Annotated in this window: 18 protein-coding genes; 8 read left to right on the plus strand and 10 right to left on the minus strand. The window is 49.4% G+C overall.

Annotated features, from left to right (window positions below):
* Positions 1-4: 4 nt before the first annotated feature.
* The 3 genes from mog to ubiU are packed head-to-tail and all read right to left on the minus strand — an operon-like array spanning position 5 to position 2,526.
* Complete coding sequence (gene mog / locus ACFFJP_RS02485; RefSeq protein WP_377240139.1) at positions 5-541, minus strand: molybdopterin adenylyltransferase; 537 nt, start codon at positions 539-541, stop codon at positions 5-7.
* Between the two features lie 36 nt (positions 542-577).
* Positions 578-1,483 carry a U32 family peptidase gene (locus ACFFJP_RS02490; RefSeq protein ID WP_377240141.1) on the minus strand — a complete coding sequence of 302 codons (906 nt, stop codon included), beginning with the start codon at positions 1,481-1,483 and terminating at the stop codon, positions 578-580.
* 38 nt (positions 1,484-1,521) lie between these two features.
* Entirely contained in the window at positions 1,522-2,526 is a 1,005-nt protein-coding gene (ubiU, locus tag ACFFJP_RS02495) for a ubiquinone anaerobic biosynthesis protein UbiU (RefSeq protein WP_430458049.1), read from the minus strand.
* A gap of 5 nt (positions 2,527-2,531) precedes the next feature.
* On the opposite strand from ubiU, the gene ACFFJP_RS02500 reads away from it, so the two are divergent.
* The 3 genes from ACFFJP_RS02500 (at position 2,532) to ACFFJP_RS02510 (ending at position 3,924) form a co-directional block, all read left to right on the plus strand.
* A complete protein-coding gene (locus ACFFJP_RS02500) occupies positions 2,532-2,660 on the plus strand; it encodes a hypothetical protein (protein WP_377240143.1) in 129 nt (42 codons plus the stop codon).
* Positions 2,661-2,683: 23 nt separating this feature from the next.
* The gene (gene ubiT / locus ACFFJP_RS02505; RefSeq protein ID WP_377240145.1) at positions 2,684-3,283 is read left to right on the plus strand and encodes a ubiquinone anaerobic biosynthesis accessory factor UbiT; all 600 of its coding nucleotides are present in this window, start codon (positions 2,684-2,686) and stop codon (positions 3,281-3,283) included.
* 89 nt (positions 3,284-3,372) lie between these two features.
* Positions 3,373-3,924 (plus strand): TetR/AcrR family transcriptional regulator, encoded by a 552-nt coding sequence (locus ACFFJP_RS02510; RefSeq protein WP_377240148.1) that lies wholly within the window; start codon positions 3,373-3,375, stop codon positions 3,922-3,924.
* Between the two features lie 54 nt (positions 3,925-3,978).
* Here the strand turns inward: ACFFJP_RS02510 and ACFFJP_RS02515 are convergent, their stop codons facing one another.
* The 3 genes from ACFFJP_RS02515 to ACFFJP_RS02525 all read right to left on the minus strand — a co-directional run bounded on the left by ACFFJP_RS02515 (position 3,979) and on the right by ACFFJP_RS02525 (position 6,917).
* Positions 3,979-4,428, minus strand: coding sequence for a ribonucleotide reductase subunit alpha (locus ACFFJP_RS02515; protein WP_377240150.1), 450 nt, complete (start codon positions 4,426-4,428; stop codon positions 3,979-3,981).
* A gap of 97 nt (positions 4,429-4,525) precedes the next feature.
* Entirely contained in the window at positions 4,526-6,379 is a 1,854-nt protein-coding gene (gene nrdD, locus ACFFJP_RS02520; protein ID WP_377240153.1) for an anaerobic ribonucleoside-triphosphate reductase, read from the minus strand.
* 22 nt (positions 6,380-6,401) lie between these two features.
* A complete protein-coding gene (locus tag ACFFJP_RS02525; protein WP_377240155.1) occupies positions 6,402-6,917 on the minus strand; it encodes a 4Fe-4S cluster-binding domain-containing protein in 516 nt (171 codons plus the stop codon).
* A gap of 422 nt (positions 6,918-7,339) precedes the next feature.
* Here ACFFJP_RS02525 and nirB point away from each other — a divergent pair, with 422 nt between their 5' ends.
* From nirB to ACFFJP_RS02545, 4 genes are all read left to right on the plus strand, one after another.
* On the plus strand, positions 7,340-9,919 hold the full coding sequence (gene nirB / locus ACFFJP_RS02530) for a nitrite reductase large subunit NirB (RefSeq protein ID WP_377240157.1): 2,580 nt from the start codon (positions 7,340-7,342) through the stop codon (positions 9,917-9,919).
* On the plus strand, positions 9,916-10,284 hold the full coding sequence (gene nirD, locus ACFFJP_RS02535) for a nitrite reductase small subunit NirD (protein ID WP_377240159.1): 369 nt from the start codon (positions 9,916-9,918) through the stop codon (positions 10,282-10,284). Before nirB ends, nirD begins: the two co-directional genes overlap by 4 nt.
* Positions 10,285-10,407: 123 nt before the next feature.
* Positions 10,408-11,352, plus strand: coding sequence for a uroporphyrinogen-III C-methyltransferase (cobA, locus tag ACFFJP_RS02540; RefSeq protein ID WP_377240161.1), 945 nt, complete (start codon positions 10,408-10,410; stop codon positions 11,350-11,352).
* A gap of 88 nt (positions 11,353-11,440) precedes the next feature.
* On the plus strand, positions 11,441-12,706 hold the full coding sequence (locus tag ACFFJP_RS02545) for an alginate export family protein (protein WP_377240164.1): 1,266 nt from the start codon (positions 11,441-11,443) through the stop codon (positions 12,704-12,706).
* A gap of 85 nt (positions 12,707-12,791) precedes the next feature.
* On the opposite strand, the gene ACFFJP_RS02550 is transcribed toward ACFFJP_RS02545, so the two are convergent.
* Positions 12,792-14,492, minus strand: a complete 1,701-nt coding sequence (locus ACFFJP_RS02550) for a bifunctional protein-serine/threonine kinase/phosphatase (protein ID WP_377240166.1) — start codon at positions 14,490-14,492, stop codon at positions 12,792-12,794.
* A gap of 8 nt (positions 14,493-14,500) precedes the next feature.
* Complete coding sequence (locus ACFFJP_RS02555; protein ID WP_031569099.1) at positions 14,501-15,349, minus strand: formate/nitrite transporter family protein; 849 nt, start codon at positions 15,347-15,349, stop codon at positions 14,501-14,503.
* 381 nt (positions 15,350-15,730) lie between these two features.
* On the opposite strand from ACFFJP_RS02555, the gene ACFFJP_RS02560 reads away from it, so the two are divergent.
* A complete protein-coding gene (locus ACFFJP_RS02560; protein ID WP_377240168.1) occupies positions 15,731-16,978 on the plus strand; it encodes a nitrate- and nitrite sensing domain-containing protein in 1,248 nt (415 codons plus the stop codon).
* A 61-nt stretch (positions 16,979-17,039) separates the two neighbouring features.
* Here ACFFJP_RS02560 and ACFFJP_RS02565 read toward each other — a convergent pair whose 3' ends face one another.
* Together ACFFJP_RS02565 and ACFFJP_RS02570 are read right to left on the minus strand one after the other, a co-directional pair.
* Positions 17,040-18,224, minus strand: a complete 1,185-nt coding sequence (locus tag ACFFJP_RS02565) for an alginate export family protein (protein ID WP_377240170.1) — start codon at positions 18,222-18,224, stop codon at positions 17,040-17,042.
* Positions 18,225-18,349: 125 nt separating this feature from the next.
* Positions 18,350-19,537 carry an HPP family protein gene (locus tag ACFFJP_RS02570; RefSeq protein ID WP_377240172.1) on the minus strand — a complete coding sequence of 396 codons (1,188 nt, stop codon included), beginning with the start codon at positions 19,535-19,537 and terminating at the stop codon, positions 18,350-18,352.
* Between the last annotated feature and the right edge of the window lie 2 nt (positions 19,538-19,539).

The raw sequence follows: 19,539 nt of genomic DNA on the forward strand, positions 1-19,539 counted from the left end.
GTGCTCAGGCTTTTGGCCTGAACACTTGAATGGCTTCCGGGTTTACTTCGAGATAAGGCCCTTCCATCAAATCGATGCAGTAGGGGATGGCCGGAAATACGGCATCCAGACATTGACGAATAGCACTGGGTTTGCCCGGTAAATTCACAATCAACCGTTGCCCGCGCAGACCCGCAGTCTGGCGCGATAAAATCGCCGTAGGCACATACTTCAACGATTCTGTGCGCATCAGTTCACCAAAGCCCGGCATCATCCGGTCGCAAACCGCTTCAGTTGCTTCGGGCGTGACATCGCGTTTCGCCGGTCCGGTACCACCGGTAGTCACAACGAGACAACATTGCATTTCGTCCGTCAACTCAATCAGGGTTTGTTCAATCAATATCTGCTCATCGGGGATCAGCCGATAGACTTTTTCCCATGGCGAGGTTAAATATTCGGCCAGCGTTTGTTCAATCGCTTTGCCGGAAATGTCGTCGTAAATCCCTTGTGACGCCCGGTCACTGACCGTCAGAATTCCAATACGTATCTTGTCGTTTTTCATAAACTCGAGGTGCTCATTCAATTAAAACTTGAGGACTCATTCAATACTTGGTCCGTGTTGGTTGAACCCAGCAAGACGATGCCAGTAGCCATTCACTTCATTGGCCAAAAGAGGCGACGCCACGCCCTGACTGAACTGCGCTAATTTCTCCATAAAATTCTGCGGGTCAGGGCTTAGCCGAACATAATGCACTAAACCCTGCATCGACGGCAGGTCGTTTTGCAAATTGTATTTAGCCCCTGACTGTGTCTGAATACCGTTTAATACGAACAGGGGTTGTCCTTCCTGGCTAGTGCTGAGCCGCCCGGTTGGATATTTAATACAACAGAGCTGGCAATCATCTTTATGCCGGTTCTCTGAGCGCGCTGTAAAGCAGCGACCGGACCAGGCCAGTGGCAGATGGCCATAAGCGAAAACTTCAATTTCCAGCTGCTGACGAATAGAGTCTAGTGCCGGTTGAGACAATAAGGTCTGCAGCCAGTCGCGGGATAATTCCACCGGCACCACCCAGCGTCGCATGCCGATTTGCCAAAGTTTCAGCACACTTTGCTCGTTATACAGACTGAGAGCTGCGCCACCGACAAAAGGCAGATGCTGGCTGGATAAATAATGGGCTGTCCCCACATCATTGGCTTCGACCATAAACTGGCCCTGAGCGGTCAATTGCTGTAGAGCTCGCAGGTCAGCTTGGCTTTCCAATAATGTCAGGCCGGATAAGACCACTTGCTTGCCAGCCTCCTGCAGCATTTGCGCAGTGCGCAGATAGTCGGCAAAGCTGAATTCACGTCTTTTGCTACAGACCGTTTCGCCGAGATAAATGACGGTAGCGGCGCTGTCTGCAAGTTGCTGATAAAACTGCTCAATCTGTGTTTTTGGCCAATAGTACAAAATGGGGCCGACACTGACTTTTGGCACTACAGTTTGCTCGGAACATGCAACCACAATGTGCTCCTATGAATAGACAATCGGTTTTGTTGAGGTTATTTCCAGTGCCGGTGATAAGCACCCAAGGTGGTTTGACTGCCTTCTGATAACCCAGCCAGCACAGCTTGCCAACTGGCTTGGGTCTGAAACTTGTCTGGGGCCGCTTTGACGTTATCAATCGCAGCCCGCCAAACCTTCGTAAGAGCCCGGACATAAGCGGGGCTGCGTTGCCGGCCTTCAATCTTCAGCGACGCAATGCCTTCACGATGCAGCAGTGGCAGAAGCTCTAAAGTATTGAGACTAGTGGGCTCTTCCAGCACATGATAACGCTCACCATCGACATCAAACCTGCCTTTGCAAAGAGTTGGATAGCCGGCAGTTTCATCAGGATTGAAGCGATCAATCAATACATTGTTTAACCTGGACTGTAACTGACCTTCTTGTTCCTGCCACCGTACAAAAGCCGCTGGCGAGCACGCTCCTGCGGTATTCGGCGACTCGCCGGTCAGGTAAGAACTCAGATAACAGCGGCCCTCCGCCATAATACACAGGCTGCCAAAAGCAAAAACTTCGAGCTCCAGCGTGGTCTGCCGGGCGAGCGCCCGGACCTGTTGCAAGGTTAAAACCCGTGGCAGTACAGCACGGCTGATTCCAAACTGTTGATAAAACTCCAACGCAGCAACATTGGTCGCACTGGCTTGTACCGACAAATGTACTTCAGTGTCCGGATAACGGTTTTGTGCGTACTCCAGCAGCGCAATATCAGCCAGTATTAGAACATCAGCACCTGCGGCGACTGCGATGTCTACCGTTTGTTGCCATCTGGCAAGCTGGCCCGGATGCGCAAAGGTGTTGATTGCAACATGCAGTTTTCGTTTCGCCTGATGGGTAAAATGCACGGCGTCGGTTAGTTGTTCCGGGGTGAAGTTCAACCCGGCAAAATGCCGCGCATTGGTATCATTATTGATGCCAACATAAACAGCATCTGCCCCTTCATGGATCGCAGCTTTCAGGGCGGGCATCGAGCCAGCCGGACACAGCAGTTCAAGTAACGGTGCCACTGGCTGTGATACTGCTTGATATTGCGATGTTGCAACGTCTGAACATGCACGACTTCGCGGACTATCCATGCAGGTTTACCTCTTTGTTGTTATGGGCACTGGCCAGTGAATTTGGCACTATGGCGCCATTATAAAGACGCAGCGGATGAGGTGTCGGATGCAAAACGGGTATCAGAGTTTTACACCAAAAGAGGTATTCCTGAGCCTTGGATTGAAGTTGGGCAAGTGTTTGCTGCCGAAAATCCCGACGCCTCAATCCAGCGTCGGGTTATGGTTACTGCAGCATCGTCAGTATGGTCTGGCAATCATCAGAGCGTCAGAGCAGCGACTGCCGGTATCAGTTCGAACCGCCGGACTTAAGTACGCACTCAGCATGATTTTTGGCAAAGTGGCGCATCAAGGTGCCCTCGATTTTTTGTGTGGCAAGCGTTTGAGCATTGAGGTGCCGGATTTACAGATGCATTATGACCTTGGGCTTGATGCACAAAGACAGTTCTGGCTGGCAGCCGCCGGTTCATCAGCCCAGCTCTGTACCGGCGAGGTGTTATTTCGGGCCAACAGTACCGAGCTGCTGTTATTGTTGAGCCAACAGGTAGACCCCGATACTTTGTTTTTCCAGCGGCGTCTGACCATCATTGGCGACACTGAACTCGGTCTGCAGTTAAAGAACTTTCTGGATACTGTTGAACCAGAATTACTGCTACCGCCCCAGCTCATCTGCTGGATGATTGAGATTACGTCGACGACGCCAGCTTAATTCAGACGCTGTGGCGTCTTGATGTGTTGTAATTGTGTGCGTTGTGACTCCATTGTGAGTGGATGTCAGTTTTGTTACCAGAGGTATTTATGGACGAAAAGCGTCGACTATTGATTGATACTGCCTTTCAGCTTTTTTATGAAAAAGGTATTAACAGTGTTGGGATCAACGAAATACTGACTGTTTCCGGGATCGCAAAAAAAACACTTTATGCAAAATTCGAAAGTAAAGATGAGCTGGTGCTGGAAACATTAATGGAGCGGGATGCGATTTTCCTGCGATGGCTCGAAAGTGAACTCGCGCCAGGTAGAAGGTATACCGAGGTGATCAACAATCTGTTTGGTGCATTAACAAAGTGGTTTTGCAACCAGGTGCCGGAGCTGGATAAATTCAGAGGGTGCTATTTTATTAAGGCATCCGCGGAATGCACGAATGCAGACAGTCGCCTATTTCAATACTGTACCGAGCACAAAGACAGAGTTAAGTCGTTGTTGAGGCAGTACTTATCCGGTGTCAGTGAGACAACAATCGATCAAATCTGTACATTGAAAGAGGGCGCAACCGTCATGGCGTATCTTTATCATGATATGAAAGCTGCGGAGCGGTGCATTCCAGTAGCATTGGCAATCATCGAACTTTAGACGGAGTCTGCAAAAAAATTGCAGACAATTCGTCTGAAGTCCTCAAAGTAGCAGTCAGCTTAGACTGACCAGCTCGCCTTTTTTATCAAAAGTCAAAAACTCGGCAATAATGCCTGACTGGATTTTATTCAGCATCAGTCGCATGGGTTGAATGGCTTCATCACTATTGGGCGCAATACCGGCCCGGCCAGACATACTGGCAACAAATGCGATATCCCATTCAATACCAGTTTCTGCAGATTCAGTTACCAGATTGGCAAAATCAGTGACCTCAGACGGGAGTTTGTCGACGCAAAGTACCGGCTCTAAAGCGCCGCCTTGACCCTGCGTGAAATGTTGTTTTTGCGCTTCCGTATACCCATTGGGTAATTCAGCTCTGGCAAACACCCAAAGCAGCCGCTGGGGTTCCTGCTGCGCATTCGCGATAGCAATAAAGCTGGCGTAGCTGTCAATGAGAGGTTCACTGGTTACTGATTTAGGATGGTGATGATGTGCGCAGCTCATAACAGGGGCTCCCTGGTAAAAAGTAAATTCACAGATCCGCAGCATAGCAAATCAGTTCAGGGCAAACTGCTCCCCGAAGGGAGCAGTTGAATACTCCTTAGGGAGTAGTAGTTTCAGATTGAAGTTCTATCGCTCGATTGCTGCTGCCAGTTGTCTGCTGTTGTTTTGCTGCTGCGGATTGCAAGTGGTAATGCCTGCGCTGATGTTCGGCCCGGCGGGCTTTACTAAAAGCCGACACCCGTTTGAGATAACCAATGACACGGGTACCGTAATCAATATCGTTGCTACCGCAATTCGAACACGTTGTCAGTGTGCGTTTATCAATATGCTCACAGCAGTTGCATATGGTGATGCGGACATTGACACAAAAATAATTGCAGCCTGTTTTTGCTGCCAAATCCAACAGAGCTAAATTGCCCTTCGCATGCAGTTTTTCTTCCAGATTCAGATGCAGCGCAGAGCCACCGTCGAGATACTCCAGCAAGGTTTTGCCATGCAGGACAAATTTATCTAAAAGATTACTTCGTTCATCCTCTACCAGATAGAAATAGGAGTTATAGCAATCCCGGTTCACCATATAGCCGTCGGCCCGATCCCATTTTGCGTTTTTAACGCCCAGATTCTCAGCCGGTACAAATTCGGTATTAAACATGTAGCCATAGTCCGCACGCGCTTGTCGGTTCGCGTCATAAATCACTTTCAGCTGGGCGCGGACGAAATCCAGATAGGGCGCATTATTACCTGGAGTGAGGCCCAGAAACTCTGCAGCTTCTGTCATGCCATTAATGCCGATGGTCAGGAACTGTTTATCCAGACTGATGAAACCAGCATCGTACACCGTGAGCAGACCGGCATTTTTGTATTCTTCCATCAAGGCACGATAGGCCACCTGATAACGCTGAATTTTGCTGACTTCTGTTGCGAGGTCACGACCATCCTGGATCAGCCGGTTCATATTCAGCGTGATCACATTAATAGAACCGGTGGCAACACCGCCTGCACCTAATGAATAGGAAAAAGTCTTATCGCTGATTTCACTGCGTAAACGACAGCAGGATGCTAAAGAGTCAGCATTTTCAGATAGATAAACAAAAAAGCTGTTGGCCTGCGCCATTTCATCTGCAATGTGGCTGGCGAACTCGCGGTCTTTGCATTGTTGATTTTCTGTCAACATCGCCACCGTCACCACTGGAAAAGTCAGGACTGTTTTCATCCGTTCCAGATTAAACCAGCGTAAGAAAAACAGTTGCAGGGCCTGCACACTGTGCCAATCCGGCTTAGTGAAATCGGGAAAGACAAAATCACCAAACATCGCGGAAAAATAATGTTGGTCGTAGACCGAGATGTTCCAGAACACGCTCTGATAGCCGCGTGCCGCCGCCGGTTGATTTAGCGCGTAGACCACATGCTGTAAGTGGTTTTTAATTTGATGACGGTGTGTTGTCAAATAATCATCGCCGTAATCTTTGCGGGCAAAATAGTCAAAATAGGTGAGGAATTCGACGGTTGCGACGGCGCCGGCAAACTGACTCGATACGGCAAAAACAAAATTAACAAAGCAACCACAGAAAGACTCCAGGTGTTTTGGTGCCTGTGATTCTCCCCCCAGTTTGGTCAGGCCATCCAATAAAAATGGATACATGGTGACGGAGACGCAGTAGGGTTTCAGGCTGGTTTCGTCATGGACGTAGATTTCATGCGCTTCAATCTGCCGGTGATATTCATCAGCCAGCGGCTGACCGAATAAACTGGCAATTTTGCTGCTGACCAAAGCGCGATTGACCTGAATAAAACAGTCTTTCATCAGCTCGGCTTCCAGCGTAGCGATGTTTTTCTGTGTCACATTGGCGTTGGCATCAAGTTTCGAGCCATCAGCCGGGTTCGCGGCTGATACATATTGCTGAATAAATTCTAGTTTTTGAGCGAGTTGATCCGGTGGCAGCACTTGCATGATGATTTCCTTTCTTAAGTTTTTATTGAGGTGAAAAAGCAGGCACTGCGGCATAAGCAGGTGCCGGTGTTGGCCAGAGCAATGGATTCAGGCACAGCTGACGTTGTAAGTCGTACAAGCGTTGATTACTGTTGGGGTTGTTGAGGCCACCGAGTTCAGCCTGCCAGGGGCCGGTTTTGACATAATCCAGCAGAGGCCGCAGCGCTGAAGGGCAATAGGTAAGGCCGGTGTACAGGGCGGTCCGTAACCCCATTTTTCTGCACTCATCCAGCAGCTCCGCAAGGGATGTAGATTGCCATTCACCGCCCAGAAACAGCACACAGCTCAAAAGCCCCCGGTATTTTTCACAGTCAGAATTTAGCCGGTCTACGGTCAATGACTCTCCATTTGCAGCGGACCAACTGTCGCTGCTGTGGCAGCCTTTACAACCAAGGGGGCAGCCACTGATCAGATAGGCCAGGCTGACTTCCCCAGGGATCTCCTGCAGCAAAATTTCGCAGGCCGTGGTGTTGAGCTGATTTGGTCTTGAAGATCCCATATATGGTGTTCTTTTGAGTTTTCAATACTAGATATGGTGTTTAGGTTAGGCTTTGCCTGTAGCCGAAATTTGATCCAGATCAAAGATTGCTCCAAACCAGGGCCTGATACCCCATCAGGAGTAGTTGCTGCGAACTGGTGCACAGCTTCCCCAAAAAAGTGCAAAAAGCCTGAGCGGCTCAGGGGGGGATTTAGATTTATTCAGTAAATTCAAAAGCATATTAAATTGGCTCGATTACTGCTTTTACTCTTTTATCCGGTAAAGACCGGTTGGTCACACATTTCAGGCAGAGCGAGACTCTGCCCCGGCAAAGAAGCCCAAGTTGAACCTGCAAAACTGCAGGGAAGACCTGGGCTTTTTTTATTGTCTGCAAATGACAGTCCGAGGGCAGGCTCTGCAGGCAAAGGCAAGGGGAAAGCAACATGCAACAGACATTACAGGACACAGTGAAGACGCAGATCCTGGTGATCGGCAACGGAATGGTTGGACATCATTTTATTGAACAATTACGCCAGCGCGATGCCGGCTGCCGTGTGACAGTATTGTGTGGTGAGCCACAGCTGGCCTATGACCGGGTCTATTTGTCATCCTACTTTACCGGCACGCCTTTTTCCGAACTGTCGATGTCGACGGAACAATGGTATCAGGAGCAGCAAGTTGATTTACAACTGAACTGTTGGGTCGAGCGAATTGTTCCCACAGAACGCCTGGTTTATTGCCGCGATGGTCGGGTGTACTCATATGAAAAGCTGGTATTAGCGACAGGCTCATATCCCTTTGTACCGCCCATTCCGGGCAATGACCAACCGCATTGTCTGGTGTACCGCACTTTGCAGGATTTACAGAATATCGAAGCAAGCGCTGCACAAAGCAAAGTAGGCGTGGTGATTGGCGGTGGCTTGTTAGGGTTAGAAGCGGCTAATGCGCTAAAACAGCTTGGTCTTGAGACTCATGTGGTCGAATTTGCGCCGCAGTTGATGGCGGTGCAACTTGATCAAGCCGGTGGTGCTTTACTTGCTCAGAAAATTCAGCAGCTTGGTGTCACAGTGCATACCGGTAAAGGGACTCAGGCTATTGTGCCTGGCACGCAGTGTCGTTATCAGCTGCAGTTTGCCGATGGTTCCACGCTTGAAACTGATTTGGTGTTGTTTTCTGCGGGCATCAGACCTTATGACCAACTGGGGCGCTCAAGCGGGCTCGCCGTGGGTGAGCGCGGCGGTATTGTCATTAACGACCTGTGTCAAACTTCTGATCCGAGTACCTATGCCATTGGCGAATGTGCGTTATGGCAACAAAAAATATTTGGTCTGGTTGCGCCTGGTTATCAGATGGCGCGGGTTGTTGCTGATCAGCTGGTAAATCAACAACAGGCTACGCTGACTTTCAGCGGTGCAGATATGAGCACCAAACTGAAGCTGCTGGGTGTGGAAGTCGGCTCTATTGGTGATGCGCATGCGAAAACACCTGGCGCAATGAGCTACCTCTTTACCGATCCGAAAGCTGGTCACTATAAAAAACTGGTCGTCAGCCAAAATGGCAAAAAGCTATTGGGCGCTGTGCTGGTCGGAGACACTAGCCCCTACGATACTTTGCTGCAATATGCGCTGAATGATATGCCGTTGCCGGCAAATCCGGAGCAGCTGATATTGCCAGCTTCGGGTCAAACGGCATTACCGGCATTAGTATTGCCGGACAGTGCGACTATCTGCTCCTGTCACAACGTCGCCAAAGGCGACATTGTCGGTGCCATTGGCGCCGGGGTCTGTGACCTCGCCAGTATTAAACAATGCACCAAAGCCGCAACCGGCTGCGGTGGTTGCAGTGCATTACTGAAATCGGTGGTTGATGAAGAACTCAAAGCCCGTGGCGTAGAAGTCAGCAATCATTTATGCGAGCACTTTGCCTATTCACGCCAAGAACTGCTGCATCTGATCCAAGTTGAGGGGCTCACGACGTTCTACCAAATTCTGAGTCAACACGGTAAGGGGCATGGCTGCGAGATCTGCAAACCAACGATAGGGTCATTGCTCGCCTCTGTGCACAACGAATATGTGCTGAAAAAACCACATGTCGGTTTGCAGGATACCAACGACACATTCCTCGCCAATATGCAAAAAGACGGTTCGTATTCAATAGTCCCACGCATTGCCGGTGGCGAAATTACTGCGGATAAACTGATTGTGATTGGTCAGGTCGCCAAGGATTTTAATTTGTATTGCAAAATCACTGGTGGCCAGCGTATCGACTTGTTTGGCGCGCGTTTAGAACAGTTACCCCAAATCTGGCGGTTACTGGTCGATGCTGGTTTTGAAACCGGCCATGCCTATGGCAAATCTTTGCGAACAGTAAAATCCTGTGTGGGCAGCACCTGGTGTCGTTATGGCGTGCAGGACAGTGTCGGTCAGGCTATTGCCATTGAAAACCGCTATAAAGGCCTGCGTGCTCCACACAAAATCAAAATGGCGGTATCCGGATGCACCCGGGAGTGCGCCGAAGCACAAAGCAAAGACATCGGTATTATTGCCACAGAACGCGGCTGGAATTTGTACGTTTGCGGGAATGGTGGCATGCGTCCACGCCATGCCGATCTCTTTGCCACCGACTTAGACACCGAGACTCTTATCAGTTACATCGATCGCATCCTGATGTTTTACATCAAAACAGCCGACCGCCTGACCCGAACGTCTGTGTGGCTCGAGAAGCTGGACGGTGGGCTCGCGTACCTGCAAGACGTCGTGATCAACGACAGCCTGGGGATCGCGTCAGAGCTTGAGGCTCAAATGCAACGCCTGGCAGGTACATACGCTTGTGAATGGAAAGCAACACTTGACGATCCGCAATCACTAAAGCGTTTCCGGCATTTTGTGAACAGTGATAAGGCCGATCCAAACATTTTGTTTGTCGAAGAGCGCGCCCAGATCCGCCCGGCGACGGCAGAAGAAAAGCAACAATTTCAGCTTCAAATCCCAGTTAAAAATCTGACAGAGGAGAGTATCGCATGAGCTTTCAGGAGATCTGTAGTCTCGACGATTTAGTCGAAAATAGTGGTGTTTGCGTGTTAGTGGCAGAGCAACAGGTTGCACTGTTCTGGTTACGTCCCGACGATTCGGGCGGGACCGGCGAATTGTTTGCCGTCGGCAATTTTGATCCAGTTGGTGGCGCCAATGTGTTATCACGCGGCATTTTAGGTTCTGTTGGCGACAAGCTGGTTGTCGCTTCGCCCTTGTACAAACAACATTTTTGTTTGCGCACTGGCCAGTGTTTGCAAGACCCGTCGTTTAGTGTGCCGGTGTATCCGGTGATGTTGTCACATCAAAAGGTCCTGATTGGTAGCCAGCCGTTCGCGGTAGACGCTGTCGCAGCCTGATCATGCAGTGCTTTACAGGTCGAGTGACAAATTTAAGTGACTATTTAAAGCGACAGGGTATACCGGCTTTTTTACGGATACAGCAACAGCAAACTGGCGCAAGACCAGCTGCGGGAGAGTGATATGAGTGTACTAAGTTTTTTCCAGCAAGCTGGCCTCAATTTGCGCCAGTTTGGCAGTAGTTTTGGTACCAACCTCGGTGATTATATTGCAGGTACTGGTGCTACTCGACGCACAGTCCCGCTCCCGGCTTCCGGCGAAACGATTCCTGGTGTCTATTTACTGGGCGCAGGACCTGGCGATCCAGAGCTGTTAACGCGAAAAGGTGAACGGTTACTACGCGCTGCAGATGTCGTTTTGTATGACAATTTAGTGTCCCCGCAAGTGTTAGCCTTGTGCCGACGCAGTTGCCAACAGATCTACGTCGGTAAACGCGCCGGTCAGCACGCGATGCCTCAAGCGCAGATCAACCAGCTATTAGTTGAATACGGCAGGCTCAGTGTCACAGCGGACAAAGTGATCGTCCGCCTCAAAGGCGGTGATCCGACTATTTTTGGCCGGGTCAGTGAAGAGGCCGAAGCGCTGGAACAGGCCGGATTACGATTTGCTATAGTCCCTGGGATCACCAGCGCTTGTGCTGCCAGTGCCTATAGCGGGATTGCGTTAACAGCCCGTGGTCAGGCTTCCGCGGTACAGTTTTTGACGGCACAGTTTGCCGATCCCAGTCGCCAGCCAGACTGGCAAAACTATCGCTATCAATATGGCAATAATCCCACATTAGTGGTGTACATGGGATTAAACCGTCTTAATGAGTTGTGCCTTGGTCTGATGAATGTCGGCTGGCCCGGTGAAATGCCGGTGGCCTTGCTCGATCAAGTGAGTACCGATGCTCAACAACAACTGATCGGAAATCTATCTGATATCTGTGCCCGTTATGCTTGCCACCAGCAAGGGCCCAATCCGCTGTCGGGTCCAACACTGATTGTTATTGGACTGGTTGTCAGTGCGCCAATGGCAGTCTCCCCGACCTTGCTAAAGGTCCCTGAAAACCTGCTGCAGGCTAATTAAACCCCAGGCCAAAGGCCATTAAACCACACACAGTTGTCGGATTGACCTCCGAGGCTTGGTGTCGCCAAAAAACGTAAAAGGAGTGTTTATGATGGCTTCAATACCTGTACCAACGGCGCGTAAAAACAAGTTCATGCTGTGTATGAACCTGCAAGTGGCAGCGCTCGCTTTGCTGCCCTTGTCATTAGCTGCACAAACAACCCAACCCGCGTCTACAACTGCGCCTGCAAAAACAGCGCCGTTAAAAGCCGGGCAACAAAGCGTGAACTGGCTCTTTCGTTATCGATTGGAAAGCGTTGATCAGGATGGACTGGCTGAAAACGCCCTGGCCAGTACCTTGCTATCGCGACTGACTGTACTGCAGGGGATCACTGAGCAATTCAGCGCTGGTGTTGAGTTTGATTATGTCGCCGAGCTGGGGGATACCAGCTACAACAATAGTTTCAACGGTAAAACACAATATCCGTTGATTGCAGATCCGGCAGGCAGTGATTTAAATCAGGTGTTCGTGCAATACCAGCATCAAGGCCATCAGCTGAAAATAGGCCGGCAAAAGCTGGCGCTTGGTAATGAGCGTTTTGTTGGTAGCGTGGGCTGGCGGCAAAACGAACAGACTTTTGATGCGATTCGCTATCAGACTCAGCTCAGTTCAGCAGTCAAACTGGATTACAGCTTCAGTAACAGAGTCAACCGGGTCTTTGGTAGCAAGAGCCCGCAAGGTGACTGGCGTAGTAATATTCATTTGCTGGATCTGAATTACGCCATCTCTGCCACACAGCAATTAAAAGCCTATGCCTATGACATGGACTTCCGCGAAGCACCGCTGCAGTCGAATCGGACTTTGGGCCTGGACTATCAGCAAAGCGGTCAGACGGGCGCACTCAGTTGGCAATGGGCTGCGGCAATCGCAACGCAACAAGAGGCTGCCGATAATCCGAAGTCTTACCGGGCTTCTTACCAGAATATCGAAGGCCAGATTAGCTACCAGTCTTATGTCTTTGGAGCTGGTTATGAAAAACTAGGCTCAGACAATGGCGTGGGTTTTACTACGCCATTAGCAACTTTGCATAAGTTTCAGGGATTCGCGGACAAGTTCCTCAACACTCCGGCGAATGGTGTGAAAGACCTTCAGCTCAAGGCCGGTTATGTGCAACCAAAATGGGACTTACAGTTGCAATATCACTGGTTAGATGCGGCTATAGGCAACATGGATTACGGAAATGAACTCAATGCAACTCTGCAATATAAGTTCAATCCGCAGTATGGTTTGCTAGTAAAAGCGGCGCAGTATGATGCCAAGCACTATTTGACAGATACCAGCAAGTACTGGATACAGCTGTTAGCCAAGTTCTGACAAATCAATGGCTCAGTGAATGCCCGTGTTGTCAAAGATGAGCGGATGGGACGCGGTGTAACAAGCATGCGTCCCAGTCGCTAAATTAGTTCACAACAAACAATAGCCAGAGAATGAGCAATGTCTGCAGATAACAGATCGTTTGCCAAATTCGTACCGGGTAGGCGACTTGTAGCGTCAACTCACGCCAAAGCCCCGGATTCGGGTGACGTAAGTCATATAAAAATTCTGAAAGGTGCTGATAGCGTTTTAATGGATCAACTTGCAATGCTTTTTGCAAAGTCAGATCCAGCCATTCTGGCCAATCAGCATGTTGACCAATGATCGGCCTATAACTGAGCTTTTGCTGAGCTGGCAGATTTTTACAACGAGCAATGTCCGGCCCATAGGGCGATTGTCCTGTGAGCAGGTAATAGCAAAGGGCTGCTAATGAATAAAGATCAGATTGAGTACTGCCGGCCTGACCGGTGAAATATTCAGGAGCGGTAAAAAGCGCCGTGCCCGGAATTAAACCTGCGACTTCATGATCCGCTTGTAAACCTGCAAGTCGTGCAGCACCAAAATCGATCACTCTGACCTGACCTTGTTGATCCAACATTACGTTATCAGGCCGTATGTCCTGGTGCAGGATCTCCGCGCGGTGCAGTGCCTGCAAAGCTTTGCCTGCTTGTTCAACGATATCAATGACCTGATTAAGATCTGGTTGAGGTTGTCGCAAGCGCCATTGATGTAACGTTTCACCGTGAATGTATTCAAACAAGCTGTAAAGGGCGGTCCGATGATGTTCAATGCTTGCCGCACGAAGCACATAGGGGCTATGTACCCGATTCGCGATCCATTCTTCACGCAGCAGACTCTCGAGATAGGAATCGTCTGTAGCCAATTCGAGCGACGGCGCTTTTAACACTGCTTGTTGACCGGCAGGTAATTCAACCAGATATAAATGACTGCGGTTACTCTGGCTGAGTACCCGTATCACGGTGAGTCCATCAAACTGACTACCTTCATGCAGCAGCGGCGGTAGTGGCAGCTCTTCTAGCGAGCCACCTGGTAAGGTGGTCTCCACGGGGAGCTGCCTGACCAAGGCAAGTTGCACTGAAATATTATCATCGCTGCCATGGGCGAGCGCGATGTCTGCAAGTTGCCGGGCCATTTCAGTGAGATCTTCAACCTGATTCGCTTTAGCCAGCACATCCGCTAATTTACTTTGTTCAATAAACTCAAAAAAGCCATCGGATGCCAGTAGAAAAAGGTCGTCAACTGCGATATCGAGTTGCTGATAGTCAGGCAAAATAGTGGGTTGGGCGCCAAGGGCCTGGCTCAGTAATAGTTGATTCGCTTGCCAGGTACGCTGGTCACGGGTGAGCTGAGACAATCTTGACTGCCGATACAAATAGATCCGGCAATCTCCGACATGAAAAAGATGTGCCTGTTTTTGCCGGAAAATCACCGCCGAAAAGGCGCAGCAATAGCCTTTATCGGGATCCTGCCCGTAGCTGCTCTGTCTGTTTTGCTGATAGAGCCAACGATGGCAGGCCTGCAACACCTGTTGACCTGCATGTTGCACTGACCAGGCAGGATTGGTCGCAAAATAATCCAGAATAAAACTGCGCACTGCAGTTTCACTGGCGATCTGGCTGACCTGACTGCTGCCAATCCCATCTGCGATGGCCAATACGGCACCTTTTTCCTGCAAAAGTGCTCTGGCAGGCATGCTGTAGTCAATAAAGTCCTGATTGATCGATTTACGGCCAGCGGTACTGTACTGGCCGATATTTAATTGCAAACCCACTATCAGGCGGCCTTTTTATTCGTACTGTAACTGCTGGTGTTCAACAAATCCCGCTTCGGTGCCGTTTTGTAGTGAGTGCTATACAAAGTGAGACCGGTAAATGCCAAACCACCCACCAGATTGCCCAGTGCTGTCGGGATCTCGTTCCACAGCAGATAGTCCATCACGGAAAAATCGCCGCCCATCATCAAGGCAAAAGGAAACAGAAACATATTGACGACCGAATGCTCGAATACCATATAAAAGAACAACATGATCGGCATCCACATCGCGATCACTTTGCCACTGACATTGGTAGATATCATGGCGCCAACGACGCCCATCGATACCATCCAGTTACACAGCATGCCGCGTAAAAAGATTGTCAGCCATCCGCTAACGCCATGTGCGGCATAACCCACGGTTCTGGCTTCACCAACGCCAGCCAGTTTTTCACCGACAGGTCCGGCCGGGGCATCAAACCCCATCGTGAATACAAAGGCCATCATGAACGCAACCGTTAACGCACCGGCGAAATTGCCGCAAAATACCAATCCCCAGTTTCGTAAAATACCGCTGATGGTCACGCCGGGGCGTTTATCTAACCATGCTAAAGGTGTTAACACAAACACACCGGTTAACAAATCAAAACCCATTAAATACAACATGATAAAGCCAACCGGAAACAACATAGCGCCAGCCAACGGTGACCCGGTTTGTACAGAGACTGTCACGGCAAATACGGCTGCCAGCGCCAGAATCGCCCCTGCCATGAAGGCACGGATCAGAGTATCCCGGGTCGACATAAAAATCTTTGATTCGCCAGCGTCGACCATTTTGGTGACAAACTCAGCGGGAATGAGGTAAGCCATAGTTTTTCCTTGTTGTGCTGTGTGCAAAAAAAAAGCGTCCGCCCTCTGGTGAGGAGCGGACGCCTTTGTCCAATATTCTGTGGTGATTGCTGCGGTTATTCCGCTTTATCGTTAATGCATTTCAGATGCCAGATTTGCTAACTAGTTAAGTCTTTCATATCTATGGAAAAATACTTTTAGTGTGTCCAACATCTTCTTGATGGTGCGCCATATCAGTGCAGGCTTTGCACAGCCATAGCGCATTTTCGCATTTCGCAGTGTTCGAGTATTGAATGACTATTGGTCATATACGCTATATAAATCAGTGGCATAGGATTGTACTTGCTATGTTGGAACAGCATTTGCGATAGCAAAGTTCCTTGAAATAGATGCTGAGTTCCAATGGACCCTTTAGTGCTTCGTTTATTGTTGGCCGCAAAGCAGCAAGATTTGGCTGCGTTGCGACAGCTCCATGCGCTGATTGAGTTAGTGACTCAAATCGGCGATGCCGTTCACCACCTGCAACGCGAGCGTGGACTCAGCAATTTGGTGATGTATACACCGCAAACCTCATTTCAGATCCAGTTGAATGACCAGGCCAAATTAGTGGATCAGGCCTTGGAAAATACAGCCCGGGTGATACAAACCATTATGTCTTCGGGCTACATCAGTGCGGCGAGATTGCAAACATCGATTGCGCTGGCTTTGCAAAGTAGTTTTGACTTAGCGGAGATCAGAAAATCTGTACAGCGCTACCAGTTTCGGCAGGAAGTCAGTCAAACACCCTGTGAGCATTACTCAGTATTGATTCGGCTATGGCTTGATGTGGTGATTGAAGCAGCAGGACTGTCGGTTTCTGCGCAGGTCAGCAGGTCTGTACTTAGCCTGATCTATCTGCTTCAAGCCAAAGAGTATGCAGGACAGGAACGTGCTTGGGGGGTCATTGCATTTTCTGGTAAAGCGGCTGGAGGAGAGCTGGCAGAGCGACTACAAGTACTGGGGCAGTCTCAACACGATGCTTTACAGGCACTTTGGCCGGCAATCGATGCCGAGAGTTGTCTGCAGTATCGGCCTTACTTTGAGCAAGATAATGGCCAACAGTATGCTGAACTGAAACAGCTAATGCTTGGTCTGTGTCTTCACTCACAGGCGTCGCCAACATTAGCGGAGCTATGGTACCAAAGCGCCAGTCAACGCATTGATGTGTTACACAGTATGTTAGAGCCCGTCAAAGCGAACCTGGAACAGCAACTAACCAACTCTAAACAAACCTACGATAAAGAACAGCGTGTACTACAACATCATCGGTCTGAACCTGCAGGAATTGTGGCGGATGATGTACCCCCCCTCATTCCAAGTGCTTCAAAATATCCGGAACAAGCTTCGCTGCTGCACTTGTTGCGGGAGCAGTCACACTACATCTCAAGTATTGAAGCAGAGTTATGTAATGCGAGAATTGCGGTACAAGAACTCAAAATTATTCAAAGAGCAAAACTGTTGTTAATCGACCAGCATCAGCTGACAGAGCAACAAGCGCATCATCAATTACAAAAACTGGCCATGGATATGCAGGAGACACTTGCTGAAGTCGCTGAGCAGGTCGTAGAAAAGTTAGCATGTCACAAAAAAAAGAGCGCCAAATCAACGTGAAATGGCGCCGCAAAAAACCGACGTGGAGCTGTCGGTCCGAGAGACTTGACGAAAATTGAAGCTATGGCTGAAAGGACAGCATCAGCCAGTATTTAGTAGTGTCCGCCTGGTATTTATCCGCCTGATAAAAAGCAACTTTGCCCAGAATTTGCCATTGTGAGTTCAGTTCGTAAGCCAGACTGGCGTCGACTTCATTGCCATAATGGATATCGGCGTAATCACTGTTGAAGTGGTGCCACGACAAGGTTGCCTTTGCTTTCAGTACCGGAAACGCTAATTGTACAGCCTGTTCACGCAATCCATTTGTCGGAGTGGTTAAGAACATGTCCGCAAAGCCATTAAAGGCATGTAAAGTGGCAAATGGTGTCTGGAATGCCACTTTACCGTCCGAGCCTAAACGCTCGACAATCCCTTTGACTGTGACTTGGCTGATGGGATAACTCAGTTCTATCCGATGATAACCGACATTGTAATTGGCGGGTGCTTGATGAGCATCCTGTTGATTTGCAAGCGCCAGTTGCCATTTAAATCCTTGTGCGGCGCCTTTGTAATCAAAGCCGCGCGTGCTGCTGGAGCGAGCGACCAGACTGTCAAAATCGAAGTCATACACGTAGCCTTGCAGCACATGTTCTGGTTTTACTGTCCAATTGGCCTGCGCCAAATTAAACCGCCCGTGCAGATCTGCATTGGGACCATCCGGACCAAACACCCGATTGGCATTGTGTAAACTGGCAAGGTCGAGTTGCACCGTACTGCCGAAGCTCTGTACTAGTCTGATCCCATCAAAGGTCTGTTCATTCTGCCGCCAACCAACACTGCCAATAAAACGCTGGTCGCCGAAGTTCAGGCGCTGCCGGCCAAGCGTAATCTGACTGGAATCTCCTGCTTTAAACAGTAGCGCCGCCTGATTTAAATCCAAGCCGTCCGGATCTGCGATAGTGGCGTATCTGCTGGAACCATTCACTGTATTGTTGTATGTCTCGCCACCAATCACGGCCACATGGTCTGCTTCAATCAACGCGCTGATACTTTGATTGGAAGCCAATGTCCATTTACCAGTATTGACTGTGAGTCGGCTGCGCAATGTTGACGCTAACGCATCTTCAAGTGGTCCATCAGGTTGCACTTGTTCGATGCGATAACGGAAATTCCATTTCAAGCTAGAGTCTTGCCATATTTGATTGATGCCATCAGCAAAAGCTGCTTCAGACAGGGCCAGGCTGGCCAGCAATAACGCGCGTTTCATCGTAGTTTTCCTTTTGCGGTTCGCTGCGCGTATTGTAGGCGTGTTAGACGATGAAGATGATAAAAATACCAATATAAACAGTCGGATAACCACAAATAGGTAATCTTGGCGTTTCATGGTTGTAGTTACTGAATTACCTGCAAATGTGCTAATGCCGCTATCAGGTCAGATTGAGTAACAACACCACAGAGCTTAAAGTTTTCGGTCACAATTGGAACTTGATGTAATCCATTGTTGGCTAGTAATGGCACGAGCGTTGATATCGCATCATCTGGGGCAGCAACGATCAATCGGGTACTCATTTTGTCTGCTACCGTATGGCCGGCAGAGTGTTGGCTACCCGACCATTTCAGGCGAAGATGAAGCCACAGGCTGTGCAGATGTTGGCGGGTTCCAGTGAGTTCTGTAATCGCAAGGTCCTTTAAAAAGTCAGGGACAGAGATCACACCTACCAAACGATAATCGACATCGACCACCGGCAACATGCTGATTTTATGCTGACGAAGCAGAGACCATGCTTCTTGCAATGACGTTTCTGGTGAGACGGTCACTAAATCCTTCGCCATAATGTCGTTACAGTGAAGCGTCGTAGTTTGTCGGTTCATCGCTTGTTGCTGAGCGAGGCTGAATAAGCGGACCAAATCGGACTCACTAATATCCAGCACGGATGAAAACTCCTGAATCGCTGCTTGGATATCCTTTTTCTGCAACTGGCTCCGAGCCAGGGGAGGCAAATCTCTGGTTTCGGGTGTGCCCGGACCTGGAGTGACTTTGTTGATTTTTAACAAATAGCGTTGTAAGAACAAACTAACGGTCAGCATCACGATTAAATTCAGGGCAACCGGATAGAGCAGAAAATCCATCCCCGGTGCTGGTCCATTGGTTGTTGCGATCACCGGAACCAGTGCTGTAGCACCTCCAGGTGGATGCATAGCTTCAAAGAGATACATCATTAAAACTACTAAAGAAACGGTTAGGGCTGCCATCAGTGCAAAATGAGTCACCAGATGGCTGATCAACAATCCGATAGCGGCTGAAAGCAAATGACCCCAAAAGAAAACCGCTGGTTTTGCCAGAGGACTGCCGGGCAAACCAAACAATAAAACAGCAGAAGCACCCATCGATGCGAGTAGAAGAGAATGTTCGGTACCACGCAGAGAATACTCGCTGATTTGTGCAACAAGCCACAGGGCAATAAAAGCTGCAGAGATTACTTTAAAGCGTTGCGTAAATGGAATCGCTGACAGGCGCTGACCGTTGCGGTTTTTTAAGGCAAATACATGTTTGAACCAGCGGGTGCATCGAATGAACATGG

It is taken from the genome of Rheinheimera tilapiae, assembly GCF_042432165.1.
Classification (GTDB): Bacteria; Pseudomonadota; Gammaproteobacteria; order Enterobacterales; family Alteromonadaceae; genus Pararheinheimera; species Pararheinheimera tilapiae.